At 65.7% G+C, this 16473-nt stretch carries 16 protein-coding genes; 14 read left to right on the forward strand and 2 right to left on the reverse strand.

The features are described from left to right. The first annotated feature begins 27 nt into the window (after positions 1-27). The 7 genes from E3T35_RS05945 (at position 28) to E3T35_RS05975 (ending at position 7639) form a co-directional block, all read left to right on the forward strand. Positions 28-570, forward strand: a complete 543-nt coding sequence (locus E3T35_RS05945; protein WP_092339768.1) for a cell division protein SepF — start codon at positions 28-30, stop codon at positions 568-570. A gap of 8 nt (positions 571-578) precedes the next feature. Further along, the gene (locus E3T35_RS05950) at positions 579-881 is read left to right on the forward strand and encodes a YggT family protein (RefSeq protein WP_174776441.1); all 303 of its coding nucleotides are present in this window, start codon (positions 579-581) and stop codon (positions 879-881) included. A gap of 148 nt (positions 882-1029) precedes the next feature. Further along, positions 1030-1632 (forward strand): DivIVA domain-containing protein, encoded by a 603-nt coding sequence (locus E3T35_RS05955; RefSeq protein ID WP_134346737.1) that lies wholly within the window; start codon positions 1030-1032, stop codon positions 1630-1632. Beyond that, on the forward strand, positions 1622-2260 hold the full coding sequence (gene lspA / locus E3T35_RS05960; RefSeq protein ID WP_134346738.1) for a signal peptidase II: 639 nt from the start codon (positions 1622-1624) through the stop codon (positions 2258-2260). The genes E3T35_RS05955 and lspA overlap by 11 nt, the downstream gene beginning before the upstream one ends. Then, on the forward strand, positions 2257-3207 hold the full coding sequence (locus E3T35_RS05965) for an RluA family pseudouridine synthase (RefSeq protein WP_134346739.1): 951 nt from the start codon (positions 2257-2259) through the stop codon (positions 3205-3207). Before lspA ends, E3T35_RS05965 begins: the two co-directional genes overlap by 4 nt. 111 nt (positions 3208-3318) lie before the next feature. Beyond that, positions 3319-6786, forward strand: coding sequence for a DNA polymerase III subunit alpha (dnaE, locus tag E3T35_RS05970; RefSeq protein ID WP_134378244.1), 3468 nt, complete (start codon positions 3319-3321; stop codon positions 6784-6786). Positions 6787-6853: 67 nt separating this feature from the next. Beyond that, positions 6854-7639 carry a 1-acyl-sn-glycerol-3-phosphate acyltransferase gene (locus E3T35_RS05975; RefSeq protein ID WP_134378122.1) on the forward strand — a complete coding sequence of 262 codons (786 nt, stop codon included), beginning with the start codon at positions 6854-6856 and terminating at the stop codon, positions 7637-7639. Between the two features lie 136 nt (positions 7640-7775). On the opposite strand, the gene E3T35_RS05980 is transcribed toward E3T35_RS05975, so the two are convergent. Continuing rightward, positions 7776-8330 (reverse strand): flavin reductase family protein, encoded by a 555-nt coding sequence (locus E3T35_RS05980; protein WP_134378123.1) that lies wholly within the window; start codon positions 8328-8330, stop codon positions 7776-7778. Positions 8331-8412: 82 nt separating this feature from the next. Between E3T35_RS05980 and hisD the strand changes: the two genes are divergently transcribed. The 7 genes from hisD (at position 8413) to E3T35_RS06015 (ending at position 15297) form a co-directional block, all read left to right on the forward strand. Beyond that, positions 8413-9717, forward strand: a complete 1305-nt coding sequence (hisD, locus tag E3T35_RS05985; protein ID WP_134346742.1) for a histidinol dehydrogenase — start codon at positions 8413-8415, stop codon at positions 9715-9717. A 106-nt stretch (positions 9718-9823) separates the two neighbouring features. Further along, positions 9824-10342: a transcriptional regulator NrdR gene (gene nrdR, locus E3T35_RS05990; RefSeq protein ID WP_092339776.1), complete on the forward strand. Its 519-nt coding sequence runs from the start codon at positions 9824-9826 to the stop codon at positions 10340-10342. Between the two features lie 13 nt (positions 10343-10355). Then, positions 10356-11396 (forward strand): quinone-dependent dihydroorotate dehydrogenase, encoded by a 1041-nt coding sequence (locus tag E3T35_RS05995; protein WP_134346743.1) that lies wholly within the window; start codon positions 10356-10358, stop codon positions 11394-11396. 208 nt (positions 11397-11604) lie between these two features. Continuing rightward, positions 11605-12690 carry an ABC transporter substrate-binding protein gene (locus tag E3T35_RS06000; protein WP_134346744.1) on the forward strand — a complete coding sequence of 362 codons (1086 nt, stop codon included), beginning with the start codon at positions 11605-11607 and terminating at the stop codon, positions 12688-12690. Between the two features lie 179 nt (positions 12691-12869). Continuing rightward, a complete protein-coding gene (locus E3T35_RS06005) occupies positions 12870-13682 on the forward strand; it encodes an ABC transporter ATP-binding protein (protein ID WP_134346945.1) in 813 nt (270 codons plus the stop codon). Further along, the gene (locus tag E3T35_RS06010; RefSeq protein ID WP_241987877.1) at positions 13679-14491 is read left to right on the forward strand and encodes an ABC transporter permease; all 813 of its coding nucleotides are present in this window, start codon (positions 13679-13681) and stop codon (positions 14489-14491) included. The genes E3T35_RS06005 and E3T35_RS06010 overlap by 4 nt, the downstream gene beginning before the upstream one ends. Next, positions 14488-15297, forward strand: coding sequence for an ABC transporter permease (locus tag E3T35_RS06015; protein WP_134346745.1), 810 nt, complete (start codon positions 14488-14490; stop codon positions 15295-15297). Before E3T35_RS06010 ends, E3T35_RS06015 begins: the two co-directional genes overlap by 4 nt. 20 nt (positions 15298-15317) lie before the next feature. Here the strand turns inward: E3T35_RS06015 and E3T35_RS06020 are convergent, their stop codons facing one another. Next, on the reverse strand, positions 15318-16391 hold the full coding sequence (locus tag E3T35_RS06020; protein ID WP_370449192.1) for an App1 family protein: 1074 nt from the start codon (positions 16389-16391) through the stop codon (positions 15318-15320). Positions 16392-16473: the final 82 nt, after the last annotated feature.

Here is a 16473-nt window from a genome sequence, read left to right on the forward strand (position 1 = left end):
AAGTAGCAAACCAACACGGAGGTCGACATGTCCAACCCGCTCAAGAAAACCATGGTCTACCTGGGTCTGGCAGACGAAGAGCTGGAGTACCAGGCACCCGCCGGTACCGGCAATTCCAACAGCGGCTCCAGTAACCATGCCGCTGCCAATCACGTGAGCGCCGTTCCGGCACGCGGGCACGACAGCAATGCCCCTCATGCCAACGCGGCCCACCATGATGCCGGTCGTGCACCGGTGACCCCCCTGCGTAAGACTTCGACCCCCCAGAATGTGGCTGCGTCTGAAATGAATGAGATTCTCACGGTTCACCCCCGCGCCTACAAGGACGCCCAGGTCATCGCCGAGTCCTTCCGCGAAGGCATCCCGGTCATCATCAACCTGTCGCAGATGAGTGACGGCGATGCTCGCCGCCTCATCGACTTCGCGAGCGGCCTGTCGCAGGGCCTGTACGGCAAGATTGAGCGCGTCACCGCCAAGGTCTTCCTGCTCTCGCCGTCCCACGTCGTCGTCTCCGGCGACAGCACCACCGAAGAGGGCGCTGAAGACAGCTCCTTCTTCGCGCAAGGCTAGACTTAAGTGTGACTGGTCTATCAATTCTGGGGAATCTTCTCTATTTCGTATTCTTCATGTACTTCCTCGTGCTCTGGGGTCGATTCATTATCGATCTCGTGCGCGGCGTCAACCGGGCCTGGCGCCCGCAGGGTTTCCTGCTGGTGCTCGTCGAACTCGTCTACACGCTGACCGATCCGCCGGTACGTTTCTTCCGTCGTCTGGTTCCGCCGCTTCGCATCGGGCCCATCGCTTTGGATTTCGGCTTCACACTGACGATGCTTTGCTGCATCGTCGGCATGACCGTGGCAGGAATAATACAACGCGCCTAGCGGGGCATGTATCCTTGTCGGATGACTGGTTCGCCGTGAGCCCGTACTCGCTCGTCGGCAGCCCGTAGTCAATAAAATACTTGAGCCACTCATGGGCTTGAGTCAGTCAAATGTTCACAATAAATACAAGTTTTGAGGGTGGAAAGCCATGGCGCTAACTCCGGAAGATGTAGTCAACAAAAGGTTCCAGTCGACCAAGTTCCGTGAGGGATACGATCAGGACGAGGTCGATGACTTTCTCGACGAGGTCGTCGTCGAACTGCGTCGCCTGACCAAGGAGAACGAGGAACTGCGGGGCCAGGTCGGCTCTGACGCTGCCCCGGCAGCTGAGGCTGCTCCGGTCGCTGCCGTGGTCGCTGAGCCCGTCGTGGTCGAAACCGTCGCCGCTCCTGTCGCCGCCGCACCAATCGACGAGACGGCCGGCACGACCAACCTGCTGCAGCTGGCTCGCCGCCTGCACGAAGAGCACGTCAAGGAAGGCGCCGAGAAGCGCGACGCCTTGATCGCTGAAGGCCACGCCACAGCAGCACGCGTCATTGCCGAAGCCGAGACCCAGCAGCGCGTGCAACTGCAGAAGCTCGACCAGGAGCGTTCAACGCTCGAAGGCAAGATCGACGAGCTGCGTACGTTCGAGCGCGAGTACCGCCTGAAGCTCAAGAGCTACATCGAGGGCCAGCTCCACGACCTCGACGCGACCTCGGTGGACGCCGGCAACGCGCCGAAGCCCAGCTTCCAGGGCTTTGGAGCCTAGGGCCCGAACGAAGAAGCGTTCGCGAGCGCTTATCGTTCTAGCCCTCGTCGCGCTGGGCGTTTACGCGCTCGATCAAGTCAGCAAGTACCTCGTCGTCGCTTCGATGACCGAGGGGTCCGTGATTCGGGTTCTGAACGACGTGCTGCAACTGCACTTTGTTCGGAACCCGGGCGCGGCGTTCTCCCTGGCCAGCGGCTCCACTTGGATCTTCTCGATCATCGCCGCGGCCGTCGTCATCTTCATCGCCTGGTTCGCCCGGCGCATCCACTCGTTCACCTGGGGACTGGTCTTCGGACTCCTACTCGGCGGAGTGCTCGGCAACCTGACCGACCGGCTGCTGCGCGAACCCGGCTTCGGCGTCGGGCACGTCGTCGACTTCATCTCCACACCGTGGCTGCTGCCGGCGATCTACAACGTCGCCGACATGGCCATCGTGAGCAGCATGGTCATCTTCATGATCCTGACCATTCGCGGCATCGGTCTCGACGGCAACAAGGTCGTGGCCGAAAGCAAGACCGCCACGCCAACACTGAAACAAACGGATGCTGTGACCCCCGATACCACCACCAGCGACACCGTTGCCCCCACCCGTGAACGGCCGACCCCGGGCGCCGAGGCCCGGCCATGACCGGCTCCCCGGGCCTGTCCAGCCCCCCGGAGCGGCGATCACTGCCGCTCCCCGACGGCCTCGAAGGAGTGCGCGTCGACGCCGGCCTGGCCAAGCTGTTCGGTTTTTCCCGCAGCTTCGCTGCCGAGGTGTCCGAGGCCGGCGGAGTCGTGCTCGACGGCACCGTGGTGGGCAAGTCCGACCGTTTGCGGGCCGGCAGTTGGATCGAAGTGACCTGGCAGCCCAAACAGCCACTCCGCGTCATCCCCATCGCCGTTCCCGACCTCACCGTTGTGCACGACGATGAGAGCATCATCGTGATCAACAAGCCGGCCGGTGTCGCCGCGCACGCGAGCGTCGGCTGGACCGGGCCGACCGTACCCGGGGCCCTCGCCGCTGCGGGTTTTCGCATCGCCACCTCCGGTGCCGCCGAGCGCGCGGGCATCGTGCACCGCCTCGACGTCGGCACGAGCGGTCTCATGGTCGTCGCCAAGTCGGAGACGGCCTATGTCGCACTCAAGAAGGCGTTCCACGACCGCGAGGTCGAGAAGATCTACCACACGGTCGTGCAAGGCCACCCCGACCCACTTACCGGCACCATCGACGCCCCGATCGGCCGCCACCCGCGGTCGGACTGGAAGTTCGCGGTCATGGCCGACGGCAAGCCCTCGATCACCCACTACGAGACCCTCGAAGCCTTCCCCTACGGTTCCCTTCTCGAGGTGCACCTGGAGACGGGGCGCACCCATCAGATTCGGGTGCACATGACGGCCCAACGGCATCCGTGCGTCGGTGACGCCATGTACGGAGCCGATCCGTCGATCACCGCCCGGCTTGGTCTCAAACGCCAGTGGCTGCACGCTAAACAGTTGGCGTTCACTCACCCGGACAGTCACGAGTGGGTCACCTACAACGCCGACTACCCGGCCGACCTCTCGCACGCCCTCGCGGTGCTGCGCGGAGACTGACCGAGGCCGACTCGTCCCTAATCGTTTCACCAACTCGTCGGAGTCCCTGTGAGTAACCCGGTCAGTGCCACTGACAATTTCGTCCACCTGCACGTGCACAGCGAATATTCCATGCTCGACGGCGCCGCCCGGGTGAAACCCCTGATCAAAGCTGCGGTGGAGCAGGGGATGCCGGCGGTCGCGATCACCGACCACGGCAACGTGTTCGGCGCCTTCGACTTTTGGAAGAGCGCGACCGACGCCGGCATCAAGCCGATCATCGGCACCGAGGCGTACATCACGCCCGGCACCGATCGTCGCGACAAGACCCGGGTGCGCTGGGGCACGAGCGGGCAGAACCGTGACGACGTCGGTGGCGCCGGCTCGTACACCCACATGACTTTGCTCTCCGAGAACACGGCGGGCATGCACAACCTGTTCCGGCTCTCGTCGAAGGCGAGCCTCGAGGGCTACTACTTCAAACCGCGCATGGACCGCGAGCTGCTCAGCCAGTTCTCCAAAGGCTTGATCGGCACGACCGGATGCGTCGGTGGCGAAGTGCAGACCCGCCTGCGCCTCGGTCAGTACGAGGAAGCCAAGAAAGCCGCCGGCGACTTTCAGGACATCTTCGGCAAGGAGAACTTCTTCTGCGAGATCATGGACCACGGCATCGACATCGAACGCCGCACCATGACCGACCTGCTCAAGCTGGCCAAAGAGCTCGACTTGCCGCTGCTGGCCAGCAACGACCTGCACTACACCCACGCGCACGACGCCACCGCGCACGCCGCTCTGCTCTGCGTGCAGTCGGCATCGACCCTCGACGACCCGAACCGGTTCAAGTTCGACTCCAACGAGTTCTACCTGAAGACGGCCGCTCAGATGCGGCACCTGTTTCAGGACCACCCCGAGTCCTGCGACAACACGCTGCTCATCGCCGAGCGCTGCGAGGTGGAATTCAACACCCAAGCCAACTACATGCCCCGTTTTCCCTGCCCGGAGGGTGAGAACGAGGAAAGCTGGTTCATCAAGGAGAACGAGATCGGGCTGGCCAAGCGCTACCCGAAGGGCATCCCCGCAGATGTGCGCAAGCGTGCCGACTACGAAATCGGCATCATCGTGCAGATGGGGTTCCCCGGCTACTTTCTGGTCGTCGCCGACTTCATCATGTGGTCCAAGCAGCAGGGAATCCGTGTCGGCCCCGGCCGTGGTTCGGGTGCCGGCTCGATGGTCGCCTACGCGATGGGCATCACCGACCTCGACCCGCTCGTGCACGGCCTCATCTTTGAGCGGTTCTTGAACCCCGACCGTGTCTCCATGCCCGACTTCGACGTCGACTTCGACGAGCGTCGCCGCGGTGAGGTCATCAAGTACGTCACCGAGAAGTACGGCGAGGAACGCGTCGCCCAGATCGTCACCTACGGCACCATCAAGGCCAAGCAGGCCCTGAAAGATGCCTCCCGCGTGCTCGGCTTTCCGTTCGGCATGGGCGACAAGCTCACCAAGGCCATGCCGCCAGCCATCATGGGCAAGGACGTGCCACTGACCGGCATGTTCGACAAAGACCACCCGCGCTACCGCGAAGCAGCCGACTTTCGGGCCGTGATCGAAAGCGACCCCGAGGCCCGCACCGTCTTCGACACCGCCCTCGGCCTCGAAAACCTCAAACGCCAGTGGGGCGTGCACGCCGCCGGCGTGATCATGTCGAGCGACCCTTTGATCGACATCATCCCGATCATGAAACGTGAAGCGGATGGCCAGGTGGTCACGCAATTCGACTACCCCGCCTCCGAAGCGCTCGGACTGATCAAGATGGACTTCCTCGGGCTGCGCAACCTCACCATCATCGACGACACCCTCGACAACATCGCCGTGAATCGCGGCCACCGACCCGTACTCGAAGACCTCGGCCTGGAAGACCCCGCCGCGTACGAACTGCTCGCCCGCGGCGACACCCTCGGCGTGTTCCAGCTTGACGGCGGGCCGATGCGCGCCCTGCTGCGGCTCATGAAGCCCGACAACTTCGAAGACATCTCGGCCGTCATCGCGCTGTACCGCCCCGGGCCCATGGGCGCCAACTCGCACACCAACTACGCGCTGCGGAAGACCGGCGTGCAGGAGATCATCCCGATCCATGCAGAGCTTGAGGAAGCCCTGAAAGATGTCATCGGCAACACCTACGGCCTGATCGTCTACCAGGAGCAGGTCATGTCGATCGCGCAGGTGCTCGCCGGCTTCACGCTCGGTGAAGCCGACCTGCTGCGCCGCGCCATGGGTAAGAAGAAGAAGTCCGAGCTGGACAAGCAGTTCGAGGGCTTCTCCAAGGGCATGCAGGACCGCGGCTATTCAATGGACGCCGTCACCACGGTCTGGAATATCCTGCTGCCGTTCTCCGACTACGCCTTCAACAAGGCACACTCCGCCGCCTACGGCGTGCTCTCCTACTGGACCGCGTACCTCAAGGCCGTCTACCCGGCCGAATACATGGCCGCCCTGCTCACGAGCGTCGGTGACTCCCGCGACAAGCTCGCGCTCTACCTCAACGAGTGCCGCCGCATGGGCATCCAGGTGCTGGCGCCCGACGTGAACGAGTCGATCGGGTTCTTCGCGGCCGTTGGCACGGACATCCGTTTTGGTTTGGGTGCCGTGCGCAACGTTGGCTTCAACGTGGTCGAGGCCATTCGCGGTGCCCGCGAGGAGAAGGGGCGCTTCGAGTCGTTCCACGACTTTCTGCGCAAGGTGCCGCTTCCGGTCGCCAACAAGCGCACGATCGAATCTCTGGTCAAGGCCGGGGCGTTCGATTCGCTCGGCGCGACCCGGCGCGGCATGGTTGAGATTCACGAATCCGCCGTCGAATCGGCCGTCAAGATCAAGCGCGAAGAGAGCAACGGCAACATCGGGTTCGACTTCGACAGCCTGTTCGACGAACCGCAGGACACTGAGCAGGTGCCGGACCGGCCGGAATGGAGCAAGAAGGAGAAGCTCGCCTACGAACGCGACATGCTCGGGCTCTACGTGTCCGACCATCCGCTCGCCGGGTTGGAGATCCCGCTCGCCAAGCATGCCAGCACCACGATCGCCGACCTGATCGCCTCAGAGTCGACCGAGGACGGCGACACGGTGACCGTGGCCGGCCTGATCACGAGTGTGCAGCATCGCATCGCGAAGAAGTCGGGCAACCAGTACGGCATGATCCAGGTCGAGGACTTCGGCGGTGAGATCACCGCGATGTTCATGGGCAAGGCCTACCTCGAGTTCGCGCCGGAACTGATCAGCGACTCGGTCGTCGTGGTGCGCGGGCGGGTGAGCCTGCGCGACGACGGCATGAACCTGCACGCGTTCAGCGTGTTCCAGCCGGAGCTCGGGCAGGGTTCAGACCAGAGCATGGTCTCGATCACCGTGGGGGAGGCCCGTGCGACGACCGACACGGTGAGTGCGCTCGGTGAGATTCTCAAGCGCCATGCCGGCGACGCCGAGGTACGGCTCAAACTGGTCAAGGGTGATGTGGCCCGGGTGTTCGAGCTGCCGCACCGGGTGAAAGTGAGCGCAGACCTGTTCGGCGAACTCAAGAGCATTCTCGGCCCGAACTGCCTGACCTGATCCTCGGACCGGATTTCGTCACCGTAGACCGCAGATGACTGACAGGATGCGAGCCTAGGCTGGCAGCATGCACAAGCGAGAGCCGATCTACCAGGCCGCCATTGGAGCCGGGCGAGCCCTGTTCGGCCTGCTTCGGGTGCGCCGCACTGTCACCGGGCTCGAGCAGCTGTCGGCGAGTGGCGGTGCCGTGCTGGCGATCACCCACTTCGGGTACCTGGACTTCGCCTTGGTCGAGTGGGTGACTTGGCTGCACAACCGCCGCCATATCCGGTTCATGGCCAAGAAGGGCGCCTTCGACCAGAAGCTGGTCGGGCCCCTGCTGCGCGGCATGAAGCACATCTCGGTCGACATGGAGAGCGGCGGCGCGGCCTACGCCCAGGCCGTCGAGGCCCTGCGCGCCGGCGAACTGCTGGGAGTCTTTCCCGAGGGAGGTGTCAACGCCTCGTTCACCGTGCGGGAGCTCAAGACCGGTGCCGTGCGCATGGCACTGGCCGCGAACGTGCCGATCATTCCGGTGGCGGTGTGGGGCGGGCATCGGCTCATGACCAAGAACCATCGTTCGACGCTGAGGGAGCGGATCGGCGTGCCGGTCAGCATCCGTTTTGGGGAACCTTTTTCAGCGGATGCCGCTGGCCGCGTTGACGACGACGTCGCGGATACCACGCTACGGCTCCACGACACCCTGCAGGCCCTGGTTGATGCCGTGCAGGCGGAGTATTCGGTGCCGGGTACCGGCCAGTGGTGGCAGCCGGCGCACCTTGGCGGAACGGCGCCGACTCCGGCGGAGGCGGCGGTGGCCGAGGCTGAACGCCGTCGTCGCAAGGCTGCCGAGAAGCTGGCCGGCATGCAGTAACGGCCGCGCTCCTCGAGCATGCAGTGGCTCTTGTCTAAAGTGTGTCCAGGCTCAGGGGAGTCCCGCGGAAGATAGGGCCGAAAGTGGCATCTCGCGCCAGAGTTGCCCCTGCGGTCCGCGCGGTGGCCGGGCTGGTCTAGACAGCGGCGCCCGGAACCCGGTAGGTGCGCTCGTGGTAAAGCAGGGCCTCGTCGTCGGCGCCCATGCCGCCGCCCTCGATCTGCACGACCACGACGGCGTTGTTGTGCACCGAAACACGTTCGACAACGCGGCCGATCATCCAGCTGGTCACCCCGGTCAACACGGGCAGCCCGTACGGGCCAGGCTGCCAGTGATCGCCGACGAAACGTTCTGCGTGCGGGCCGGCGAGCTTCTCAGCGATGGCCCGGTTGTGGGCACCCAGCATGTGGATGGCCACGCGGTCGGCTGCGGCGATCGCAGCCCACGAGCTGGCCGACCTGGCCATGTTGAACGTTGCGAGTGGCGGAACCGCCGACAGCGAGGCCAGGGAGGTGGCCGTGAACCCGACGGGGCTGCCGTCGGGCGCGAGTGTCGTGATCGCTGCGACGCCGGCAGCGTGGCGGCGGAACGCGTGTTTGAACGCGGCGAGGTCGTCGGGCGCATTGGGGTCGGCGGCCAGCGGTGGGGCTGCCGGGAGAGTAGTCAGTGGGGGTTCAACGTTGCTTTGCATACTCAACCAACAATCTGTTTCAACCTCAGCCTATTCCCGCGCGCTGAGTGTTACGCCTCATGGACGGATAGGCTGGATCACGATGATCCAGACTATTGACCTTCGCGGAAGCGAGCCCACACCGGCCGCGCTCCTGGCCTCCGTTCCCCGCGCCCTGACCAGCGTGGCCGTCGCCGCCGATATCGCGGCCGAGCTGATCGCCGATGTGCGAGCGCGGGGCGGAGCCGCCCTGCTCGACCAGGCCGAACGCCTCGACCGGGTACGCCCGGGCCAGGTGCGCGTTCCGGCCAGCCACATTGCCGACGCGGTCGCCGGGCTCGACCCGGACGTGCGCACCGCCATCACCGAGACCATACGCAGGGTGCGTCTGGCCAGTGCTGCGCAGGTGCCGCCGCACGTGACGACCACGATCGAGGCCGGAGCCACCGTCACCCAGCGCTGGCAGCCGGTGAACCGGGTCGGACTCTACGTTCCCGGCGGCAAGGCCGTCTACCCGTCGAGCGTGGTGATGAACGTCGTGCCCGCTCAGGTCTCCGGGGTGCGTTCGATCGCGCTCGCCTCGCCGCCGCAAAGCCACTTCGACGGTCGCGTGCACCCCACCATCCTCGCCGTCGCCGGCCTGCTCGGCGTCGACGAGATCTACGCGATGGGCGGCGCCGGTGCCATCGGCGCCCTCGCCTACGGCGTCCCCGACATCGGCCTCGAACCCGTGCAGATCGTCACCGGCCCCGGCAACGTGTACGTGGCCGCCGCGAAGCGGCTCATCCGTGGGCAGGCCGGCATCGACTCCGAGGCCGGCCCCACCGATATCCTCGTGATAGCGGATTCCGCGGCCGACCCGCTGCTCGTCGCCGCCGACCTGGTGAGCCAGGCCGAGCACGACGAGCTCGCCGCCACCGTGCTGGTGACCGATTCGATCGAACTCGCCGATGCCGTGGCGGCGCGCCTGGCCGTGCTGGCGGCATCCACTACCCACAATGAGCGAGTGACGACGGCGCTCGGCGGCCGCCAGTCGGCCATCGTGCTCGTCGATAACCTGCACGTCGCGGCCGGTTTCAGCAACGCCTTCGCACCGGAACACCTCGAAATCCAGACGAGTGATCCCGACGCCGTGCTGGCCGAAATCGAGAACGCCGGAGCTATTTTTCTCGGCCCGTATTCGCCGGTGAGCCTCGGCGACTATGTTGCCGGTTCCAACCACGTGCTGCCGACCGCGGGAGCGGCCCGGTTCTCCTCCGGCCTCGGCGCCTATACGTTTTTGCGGCCGCAGCAGGTCGTGCGCTACGACCGTGCGGCGCTCGAAGCCGTCGCCGGTCACATCCGTGCGCTCTCCGACGCCGAAGCGCTGCCCGCGCACGGAGACGCGGTCACCGCTCGCTTCGAGTGAGCCCCATTCCGCGAGAGCGGGAATTTCGTAACTTCAGCCCAACCGAAGCAACATAATTCCCGCTCTCGCGAACCTCAGGGGCGCAGGCCGCTAGGCTGGAGGCACAATGTTCTGCCCGTTCTGTCGCCACCCCGATTCCCGAGTCGTCGACTCGCGCACGAGCGACGACGGGCTCTCGATTCGCCGTCGGCGGCAGTGCCCGGAGTGCGGCCGTCGCTTCAGCACCACCGAGACCGCGAGCCTGAACATCATCAAGCGCAGCGGCGTGGTCGAGCCGTTCAGCCGCGAGAAGATCGTCTCCGGCGTGCGTAAGGCGTGCCAGGGCCGACCGGTCACCGACTCCGACCTCGCCATGCTCGCCCAGAAGGTCGAAGAAACCATTCGCCAGACCGGCGCCTCCCAGGTCGACGCCAACGACATCGGCCTCGCAATCCTGCCGCCCCTGCGTGACCTCGACGAGGTCGCCTACCTGCGATTCGCGAGCGTCTACCAGGGCTTCGACTCCCTCGACGACTTCGAAGCGGCCATCACCCAGCTGCGCACCGAGCATACGGCCCGCTCGAACAGCCTCAAGACAGCGGATGCCGTGGACGCGTCCGCCGCCACCAGTTCCTCGAAAGCGTAAGGCCCAGGGCTCGATGTATCCGCTGTTCTTCAAGTACGTGCTCACTCGACTGGATCCCGAGCGTGCCCACCACCTCGCCTTCACCGTCATCCGGCTGCTGCCGACGCTCGGCATCGGTCGCCTGGTGCACCGTTTCACCCGCCCGCGCACCGACCTCGGGGTCGACACCCTCGGCCTGCACTTCACTTCTCCTTTCGGCGTCGCGGCCGGTTTCGACAAGGACGGCGAGGCCGTGCTCGGCCTCGGCCAGCTCGGCTTCGGCCACGTCGAGGTCGGTACGCTCACCGCCGTAGCCCAGCCGGGCAACCCCACACCGCGCCTGTTTCGGCTCGTGGCCGATCGTGCCGTCATCAACCGCATGGGCTTCAACAACCACGGCGCCGCTGCGGCCGTCGCCCGGCTGAGGCGAATTCGCGCTGCGCCGCATCGCCCGGTGCTCGGCATCAACATCGGCAAGAGCCGCGTCACGGCCGTCGAGAGCGCCACGGCCGACTACCTGCAGAGCGCCCGGACCCTCGCCGCCCTCGCCGACTATCTCGTGGTCAACGTGAGCTCACCCAACACCCCGGGCCTGCGCGGACTGCAGGAGCTCGACCAGCTCGCGCCGCTGCTCACCGCGGTCAAGGGTGCCGCCGGTGCCACGCCGCTGCTCGTGAAGATCGCGCCCGACCTGAGTGATGAGGAGGTCGCCCGCATCGCGACCCTCGCCGTCGACCTCGGCCTCGACGGCATCATCGCCACAAATACCACGATCTCCCGCACCGGTCTGAAAACGGATGCCGCCACCGTCATCGCCGCCGGAGACGGCGGACTGTCCGGCACCCCGCTGCACGCGAGGTCACTGGCCATTCTCCTGCAGATCCGCGCCGTCGTCCCGGCCGATTTCTGCGTCATCTCGGTCGGCGGAGTGGACACAGCGGCCCAGGTCGCCGAGCGCCTCGCGGCCGGAGCAACCCTCGTGCAGGGCTACACGGCGTTCCTCTACCGCGGTCCGCTCTGGGCGCGCCAGATCAACCGCGGACTCGACCGCATCCTGGCCGGAACCGGCCGCTAGCAGAGCCCGCAGAATTGGTCTAGCGGAGGCTATCCTCCCTTTTTCGACATCCGTTCGAAACAAAGTCGAACTCGAACTGATATATGACACGCCTAGACTGCCATTTCCGAGCGTTCTCCACTCGCAACAATTCCCGTCAGCCCGCGTTTCAGTACCACAGCTGCTGTAATCCCACAGAGCCCTTGCACCCTCGAGAGGAACCCCCGCAATGACCCCATCCAGAGGCTCTTTCTATCGTCGAACGGCAACCCGGGTCGTGCGCGGTGTCGCGGTCGCGGCCGTGCTGGCCCTCTCGCTTGCTGCCTGCGCGGGCAGTGACGACGCGAAAGTGGGAGCCGATGGTGCCGCGGCATCGTTCGGTGACGCGAGCATTCAGTTCAGCTGGATCAAGAACGCCGAATTCATGGGCGAGTACCTCGCCGACAAGAACGGCTACTTCACCGAGGCCGGACTCGACAAGGTCGACATGATCGAGGGCCCCGCCTCGATCGAAGCCGCCGTCATCTCGGGCAATGCCGACATGGGCATCGGCAATGCGATCTCCACCGGCACCATCATCGCCAACGAGGGCGCGCCGCTGAAGATCATCGGCGCCACCTACCAGAAGAACCCCTTCACCATCCTGTCGCTCGCCGACAAGGGCAACATTGCCACCCTTGACGACCTTAAGGGCAAGACGATCGGCGTGCAGGCGAGCAACCTGAGCCTGTGGGAAGCCTTCCTCAAGGTCAACGATATCGATGAGAAGTCCCTGACCACCCTCCCGGTGCAGTACGACCCGACCCCGCTGTTCAACGGCGAGGTCGATGGCTGGTTCTCCTACCTCACCAACGAATCCATCGACGCCGAGCTCAAGGGCCTGGGCCCGGTCAACCTGCCGCTGGCCGACTTCGGCCTGCCATTCGTCGCCGAGACCCTCACGGTCACCGACGATGCCATCACGAACGACCGCGAGAAGCTCAAGGCCCTGCTCGTCGCCGAGATTCGCGGCTGGACCGACGCCATCAACGACCCGGATGCCGCCGCGAAGCTCACCGTCGACACCTACGGCCCGACCTTCGAGCTGACCATCGAGAAGGAGACCCGTCAGGCCGAGATCCAATCCACCGACCTCGTCGTGAGCGCGGACACCGTGGCCAACGGCCTGTTCTCGATCAGTAAGGAACTGCAGCAGCAGAGCATCGATACCCTCGCCGCGACGGGCCTCACCATCACCGCGAGCCAGCTGTTTGACATGACCCTGCTCGACGAGGTCTACGCCGAGAACCCGGACCTGCTGGCCTACAGCAAGTAGCAGCGGCGCCCGGCCGGCCGGGCATCCGCCAGAACGCATCGAGCGTTTCAGCGGGTGCCCGGGTGGAACCTAAAATAGGCACCTGCCCGAAATACCATGCAGACCCGCCAGCCGTGCAGATCTGCCAGCGCCAAGGAGCGAACCACGTGAGTAGTACTGATGCCGGAATTCGTGACTCGGTGACGGAGCGCGGTGCCGGGGGCGAAGCGTCGGGCACCGGCCTGCACATCTCCCAGCTGCACAAGGTCTTCGCGGTCGGGCGCAAAGAGGTCGTCGCCCTCGACAACGCCAACCTACACACCGACAAGGGCAGCTTTCTCTCCCTGCTCGGTCCATCGGGCTGTGGAAAATCGACCATCCTGCGTATTCTGGCCGGCCTGGAACAGCCCACGAGCGGCACCACCAGGGTCGACGGCAAGAGCCCCCAGCAACTTCGGCAGGGACACCAGCTCGGCATCGCCTTCCAGGATTCAGCGCTGCTGCCCTGGCGCAGCGTGCGCTCGAACATCCGCCTCCCGTTCGAGGTCGCCCGCGTTCCCGTCGACGAGGCCTACATCGACGAACTGATCGCCCTCGTCGGCCTCACGGGCTTCGAGAAAGCCAAGCCGGCGCAGCTCTCCGGCGGCATGAAGCAGCGCGTGTCGATCGCTCGGTCGCTCGTGCTCAAGCCCTCTGTGCTGCTGCTCGATGAGCCGTTCGGGGCCCTCGACGATATGACCCGGCAGCGACTCAACCTCGAGCTGCTGCGCATCTGGACCCAGAAGCCGGCCACGACCCTGATGGTCACCCACGGCATCGCCGAAGCCATCTTCCTCTCCGACCACGTCGCGGTCATGAGCGCCAGGCCCGGCCGCGTCAAGGAAGTCATCGACGTCGACCTTCCGCGGCCCCGATTGCCCGAGATGATGCGTTCGCCCGAGTTCCACGCGCTGCACGACCGCGCCTCCGACCTGCTGTTTAGTGATGCCGCCGCGCCGGGCGCCGACCAGTGATCCGAGGTTCGCTGCGCGCCCTGCCCGCCTGGGCGACCGGCCTGATCGGCGGCGCGATCGTCATCGCCCTGTGGTGGCTGGGCGCTGTCACGGTTTTCGCCGAGGTCGGTTCCATGCCCGGAGGCGCGGTGCCCACCCCGTTGGACGTGGTCGTGCAGCTCGTCAGCGACGGCCCGGCGTTCTACCTGTCCCACGTCAGTGTCACCGTGCTCGAAGCGCTGATCGGCTTTGCCTGGGGCAACGGACTGGCACTGGCCCTCGCCGCCCTCGTGCTGCTGCTGCCGCGCATCGAGAAGATCGCGATGCAGATCGCCGTGATCACCTATTGCATTCCCATCGTCGCCATTGGCCCGATCGCCTACATCGTGATCGGGGCACCGAGCGCGGGCGACCCGGCCGGTACAGCCGTCTTTCTCGCCGCGATGTCGGTGTTCTTCACGACCGTCATCGGCTCACTGGTCGGTCTCAAGGCAGCGGATGCCGCCAGCCTCGACCTCATCACCGTCTACGGCGGCAGCAAGTTCACCCAGTTTCGCAAGGTGCGCCTGATCGCCGGACTGCCGAGCGTGCTGACCGCGCTGCAGATCGCCGCACCGGCGGCGTTCATCGGAGCCATCCTGGGCGAGTACCTCGGCGGTGTCAGCCGCGGGCTGGGAATCGCCATGCTCGTGGCCGGTTCAACGGCCAACGTCGACCGGGTCTGGAGCCTCGCGCTCGTCGCCGGGGTCACGGCGGGTCTCGGCTACGCGATCTTTGCCGTCATCCTGCGTTTCGCCACCCCGTGGACGACCGGGCGGAGCAGCCGATGAGTTTTGCACGCGTGGCGCTCCTGACGGTGGCGCGCGGCCTGCTGACCGGGCTTATCACCCTCGTTCTCGTACTCGTCGCGTGGCAGGGCCTGCTCCTGCTGCTGGACGTGTCGCCGTTTTTGGCCAAGGGACCCCTCGACGTCTGGAAGTGGCTCGCCACCGTTCCCGAAGCCGCTGACAATCGGGCCATGGTCCTCGGCAACCTCGTCGTGACCCTGAGTGACGCGTTTCTCGGATTCGTCGCCGGACTCACCTGTGCCCTGCTGCTGGCCGTGATCTTCACCCTGTTCCGGGGCATCGAGCATGCCCTCATGCCCATCGCCCTGCTGCTGCGCTCGGTGCCACTCGTGGCCCTCGTGCCCATAATCAGCCTCATCACGGGGCGCGGACTCACCACCGCCGTGGTCATGGGCGCCATCGTTGTGCTGTTCCCGGCACTCGTGAACATCGCCTTCGGGCTGCGCTCCTCGTCACCCCAGATCAGCGACGTGATCACCGTCTACGGTGGCAGCGCCTTCACGACGCTGCGCAAGGTGGCCCTGCCGAGCTCCCTGCCCTCGTTCTTCGCCGCGGTGAAGATCTCGGTGCCCGGCGCCATCACCGGAGCGTTGCTGGCCGAGTGGCTCACGACCGGCCAGGGCCTCGGCAACTCGATTGTCGCCGCCGTCGCCAAGGTGCAGAACTCGGAGGTGTGGGCATCCGTCGTGGTGATCACCATCGTGTCCCTCACGCTCTACGGCCTGGCGCAGGTCGTGGAAAACCTGGTGCTGCGCCGCATGAGCATGGATCAGAGCATCACGAGCTGACCGGGCGCCCATCAGCCGGGCTAGAGCAGGCCGTGTGCGACGAGCTGGTTGGCGAGGCTGGAGCCGTCCGGCCCGTAGACCCACGGGGCCTCGGGGCTGCCGTCGATCAGCACGGCGTCGCGCGAGCGCCCGCCGGCCAGCACGGCCTCGCTCGGGGACAGCTGACGGATGGCCACGGCCGCGACGCTGCCCGGATAGTCGCGTTGAAAGTCGCTGTAAATGGCTTCGTCGTGCTGGCCGTCGTCGCCGATCAGAATCCAGCGCATGTCGGGAAACTGTTCGGCGAGGCGGCGCAGGTTGTCCCGCTTATGTGCGCTGCCGCTGCGGAACCAGCGGTCGTGCGTCGGTCCCCAGTCGGTCAGCAGCAGTGCCCCGGCCGGATACAGGTTGCGGGAGAGAAAACGCGACAGGGTCGGTGCTACGTTCCAGGCACCGGTGGAGAGATAGATGACCGGGGCGCCGGGCGTGAACGACGCCAGGCGTTCCAGGAGCACGGCCATCCCCGGGGTCGGAACCCGGGCATGCTCGTCGAGCACGAACGTGTTCCAGGCGGCCAGCAACGGGCGGGGAAGCGTGGTGACCATCACCGTGTCGTCGACATCGGAGACGACGCCGTAGCCGACCGTGGGGGCCACGATGAAGAGCGGCGCTTCGGCCACGGCGGAGAACTCGGTGTGTAGCCGGGCCACGTGCCAGCCGGCAGGCAGGGATACCGGTACGACGGTGTCGACGACGCCGCCGCGATCCGCCTGCACCCGATGCGTCTGGCCGTCGATCTCAATCGTGACGGTGACGTCGTTGACCGGCACGCTCGTGAAGCTGCGCCAGCCTCGAATACCGGCGTCGCGGCCATCCGCTCGGGGGCGTTTGGTACGCTTCGCCGGCTTTTCCGGCTTGGCCAGAAGTACCCGGCAGAGGATGCGAACCCAGGCGGTCGAGCCGTAGCCGGTGTAGGGGATGACGGTGGGCTGGTAGCCGCGGCGACGAGCGGAATGCTCCCGACGGTCGTGCAGCCAGTCTTCGATACGGGCCGCACGGTGCATGATTCGCTCGGGACTCGGCGCACTCGGCGTGGCGTCTGGGGACTCTGGCACCCTCTCATTCTGGCATATTTGCTGTGCATCCCCCGATCAACCCTGTAGAAAAGGGGTTTTACCCCGTAGTATGGTGACTTAT

It is taken from the genome of Cryobacterium sp. TMT1-2-2, assembly GCF_004403505.1.
In the GTDB taxonomy this organism is placed as follows: Bacteria; Actinomycetota; Actinomycetes; order Actinomycetales; family Microbacteriaceae; genus Cryobacterium; species Cryobacterium flavum.

Excerpts from the sequence above, each read along its gene's own strand:
- E3T35_RS05945 (WP_092339768.1), top strand. The coding sequence starts at position 28 with ATGTCCAACCCGCTCAAGAAAACCATGGTCTACCTGGGTCTGGCAGAC.
- E3T35_RS05955 (WP_134346737.1), top strand. The coding sequence starts at position 1,030 with ATGGCGCTAACTCCGGAAGATGTAGTCAACAAAAGGTTCCAGTCGACC.
- E3T35_RS05965 (WP_134346739.1), top strand. The coding sequence starts at position 2,257 with ATGACCGGCTCCCCGGGCCTGTCCAGCCCCCCGGAGCGGCGATCACTG.
- dnaE (WP_134378244.1), top strand. The coding sequence starts at position 3,319 with ATGCTCGACGGCGCCGCCCGGGTGAAACCCCTGATCAAAGCTGCGGTG.
- E3T35_RS05975 (WP_134378122.1), top strand. The coding sequence starts at position 6,854 with ATGCACAAGCGAGAGCCGATCTACCAGGCCGCCATTGGAGCCGGGCGA.
- E3T35_RS05980 (WP_134378123.1), bottom strand. The coding sequence starts at position 8,330 with ATGCAAAGCAACGTTGAACCCCCACTGACTACTCTCCCGGCAGCCCCA.
- hisD (WP_134346742.1), top strand. The coding sequence starts at position 8,413 with ATGATCCAGACTATTGACCTTCGCGGAAGCGAGCCCACACCGGCCGCG.
- nrdR (WP_092339776.1), top strand. The coding sequence starts at position 9,824 with ATGTTCTGCCCGTTCTGTCGCCACCCCGATTCCCGAGTCGTCGACTCG.
- E3T35_RS05995 (WP_134346743.1), top strand. The coding sequence starts at position 10,356 with ATGTATCCGCTGTTCTTCAAGTACGTGCTCACTCGACTGGATCCCGAG.
- E3T35_RS06000 (WP_134346744.1), top strand. The coding sequence starts at position 11,605 with ATGACCCCATCCAGAGGCTCTTTCTATCGTCGAACGGCAACCCGGGTC.
- E3T35_RS06015 (WP_134346745.1), top strand. The coding sequence starts at position 14,488 with ATGAGTTTTGCACGCGTGGCGCTCCTGACGGTGGCGCGCGGCCTGCTG.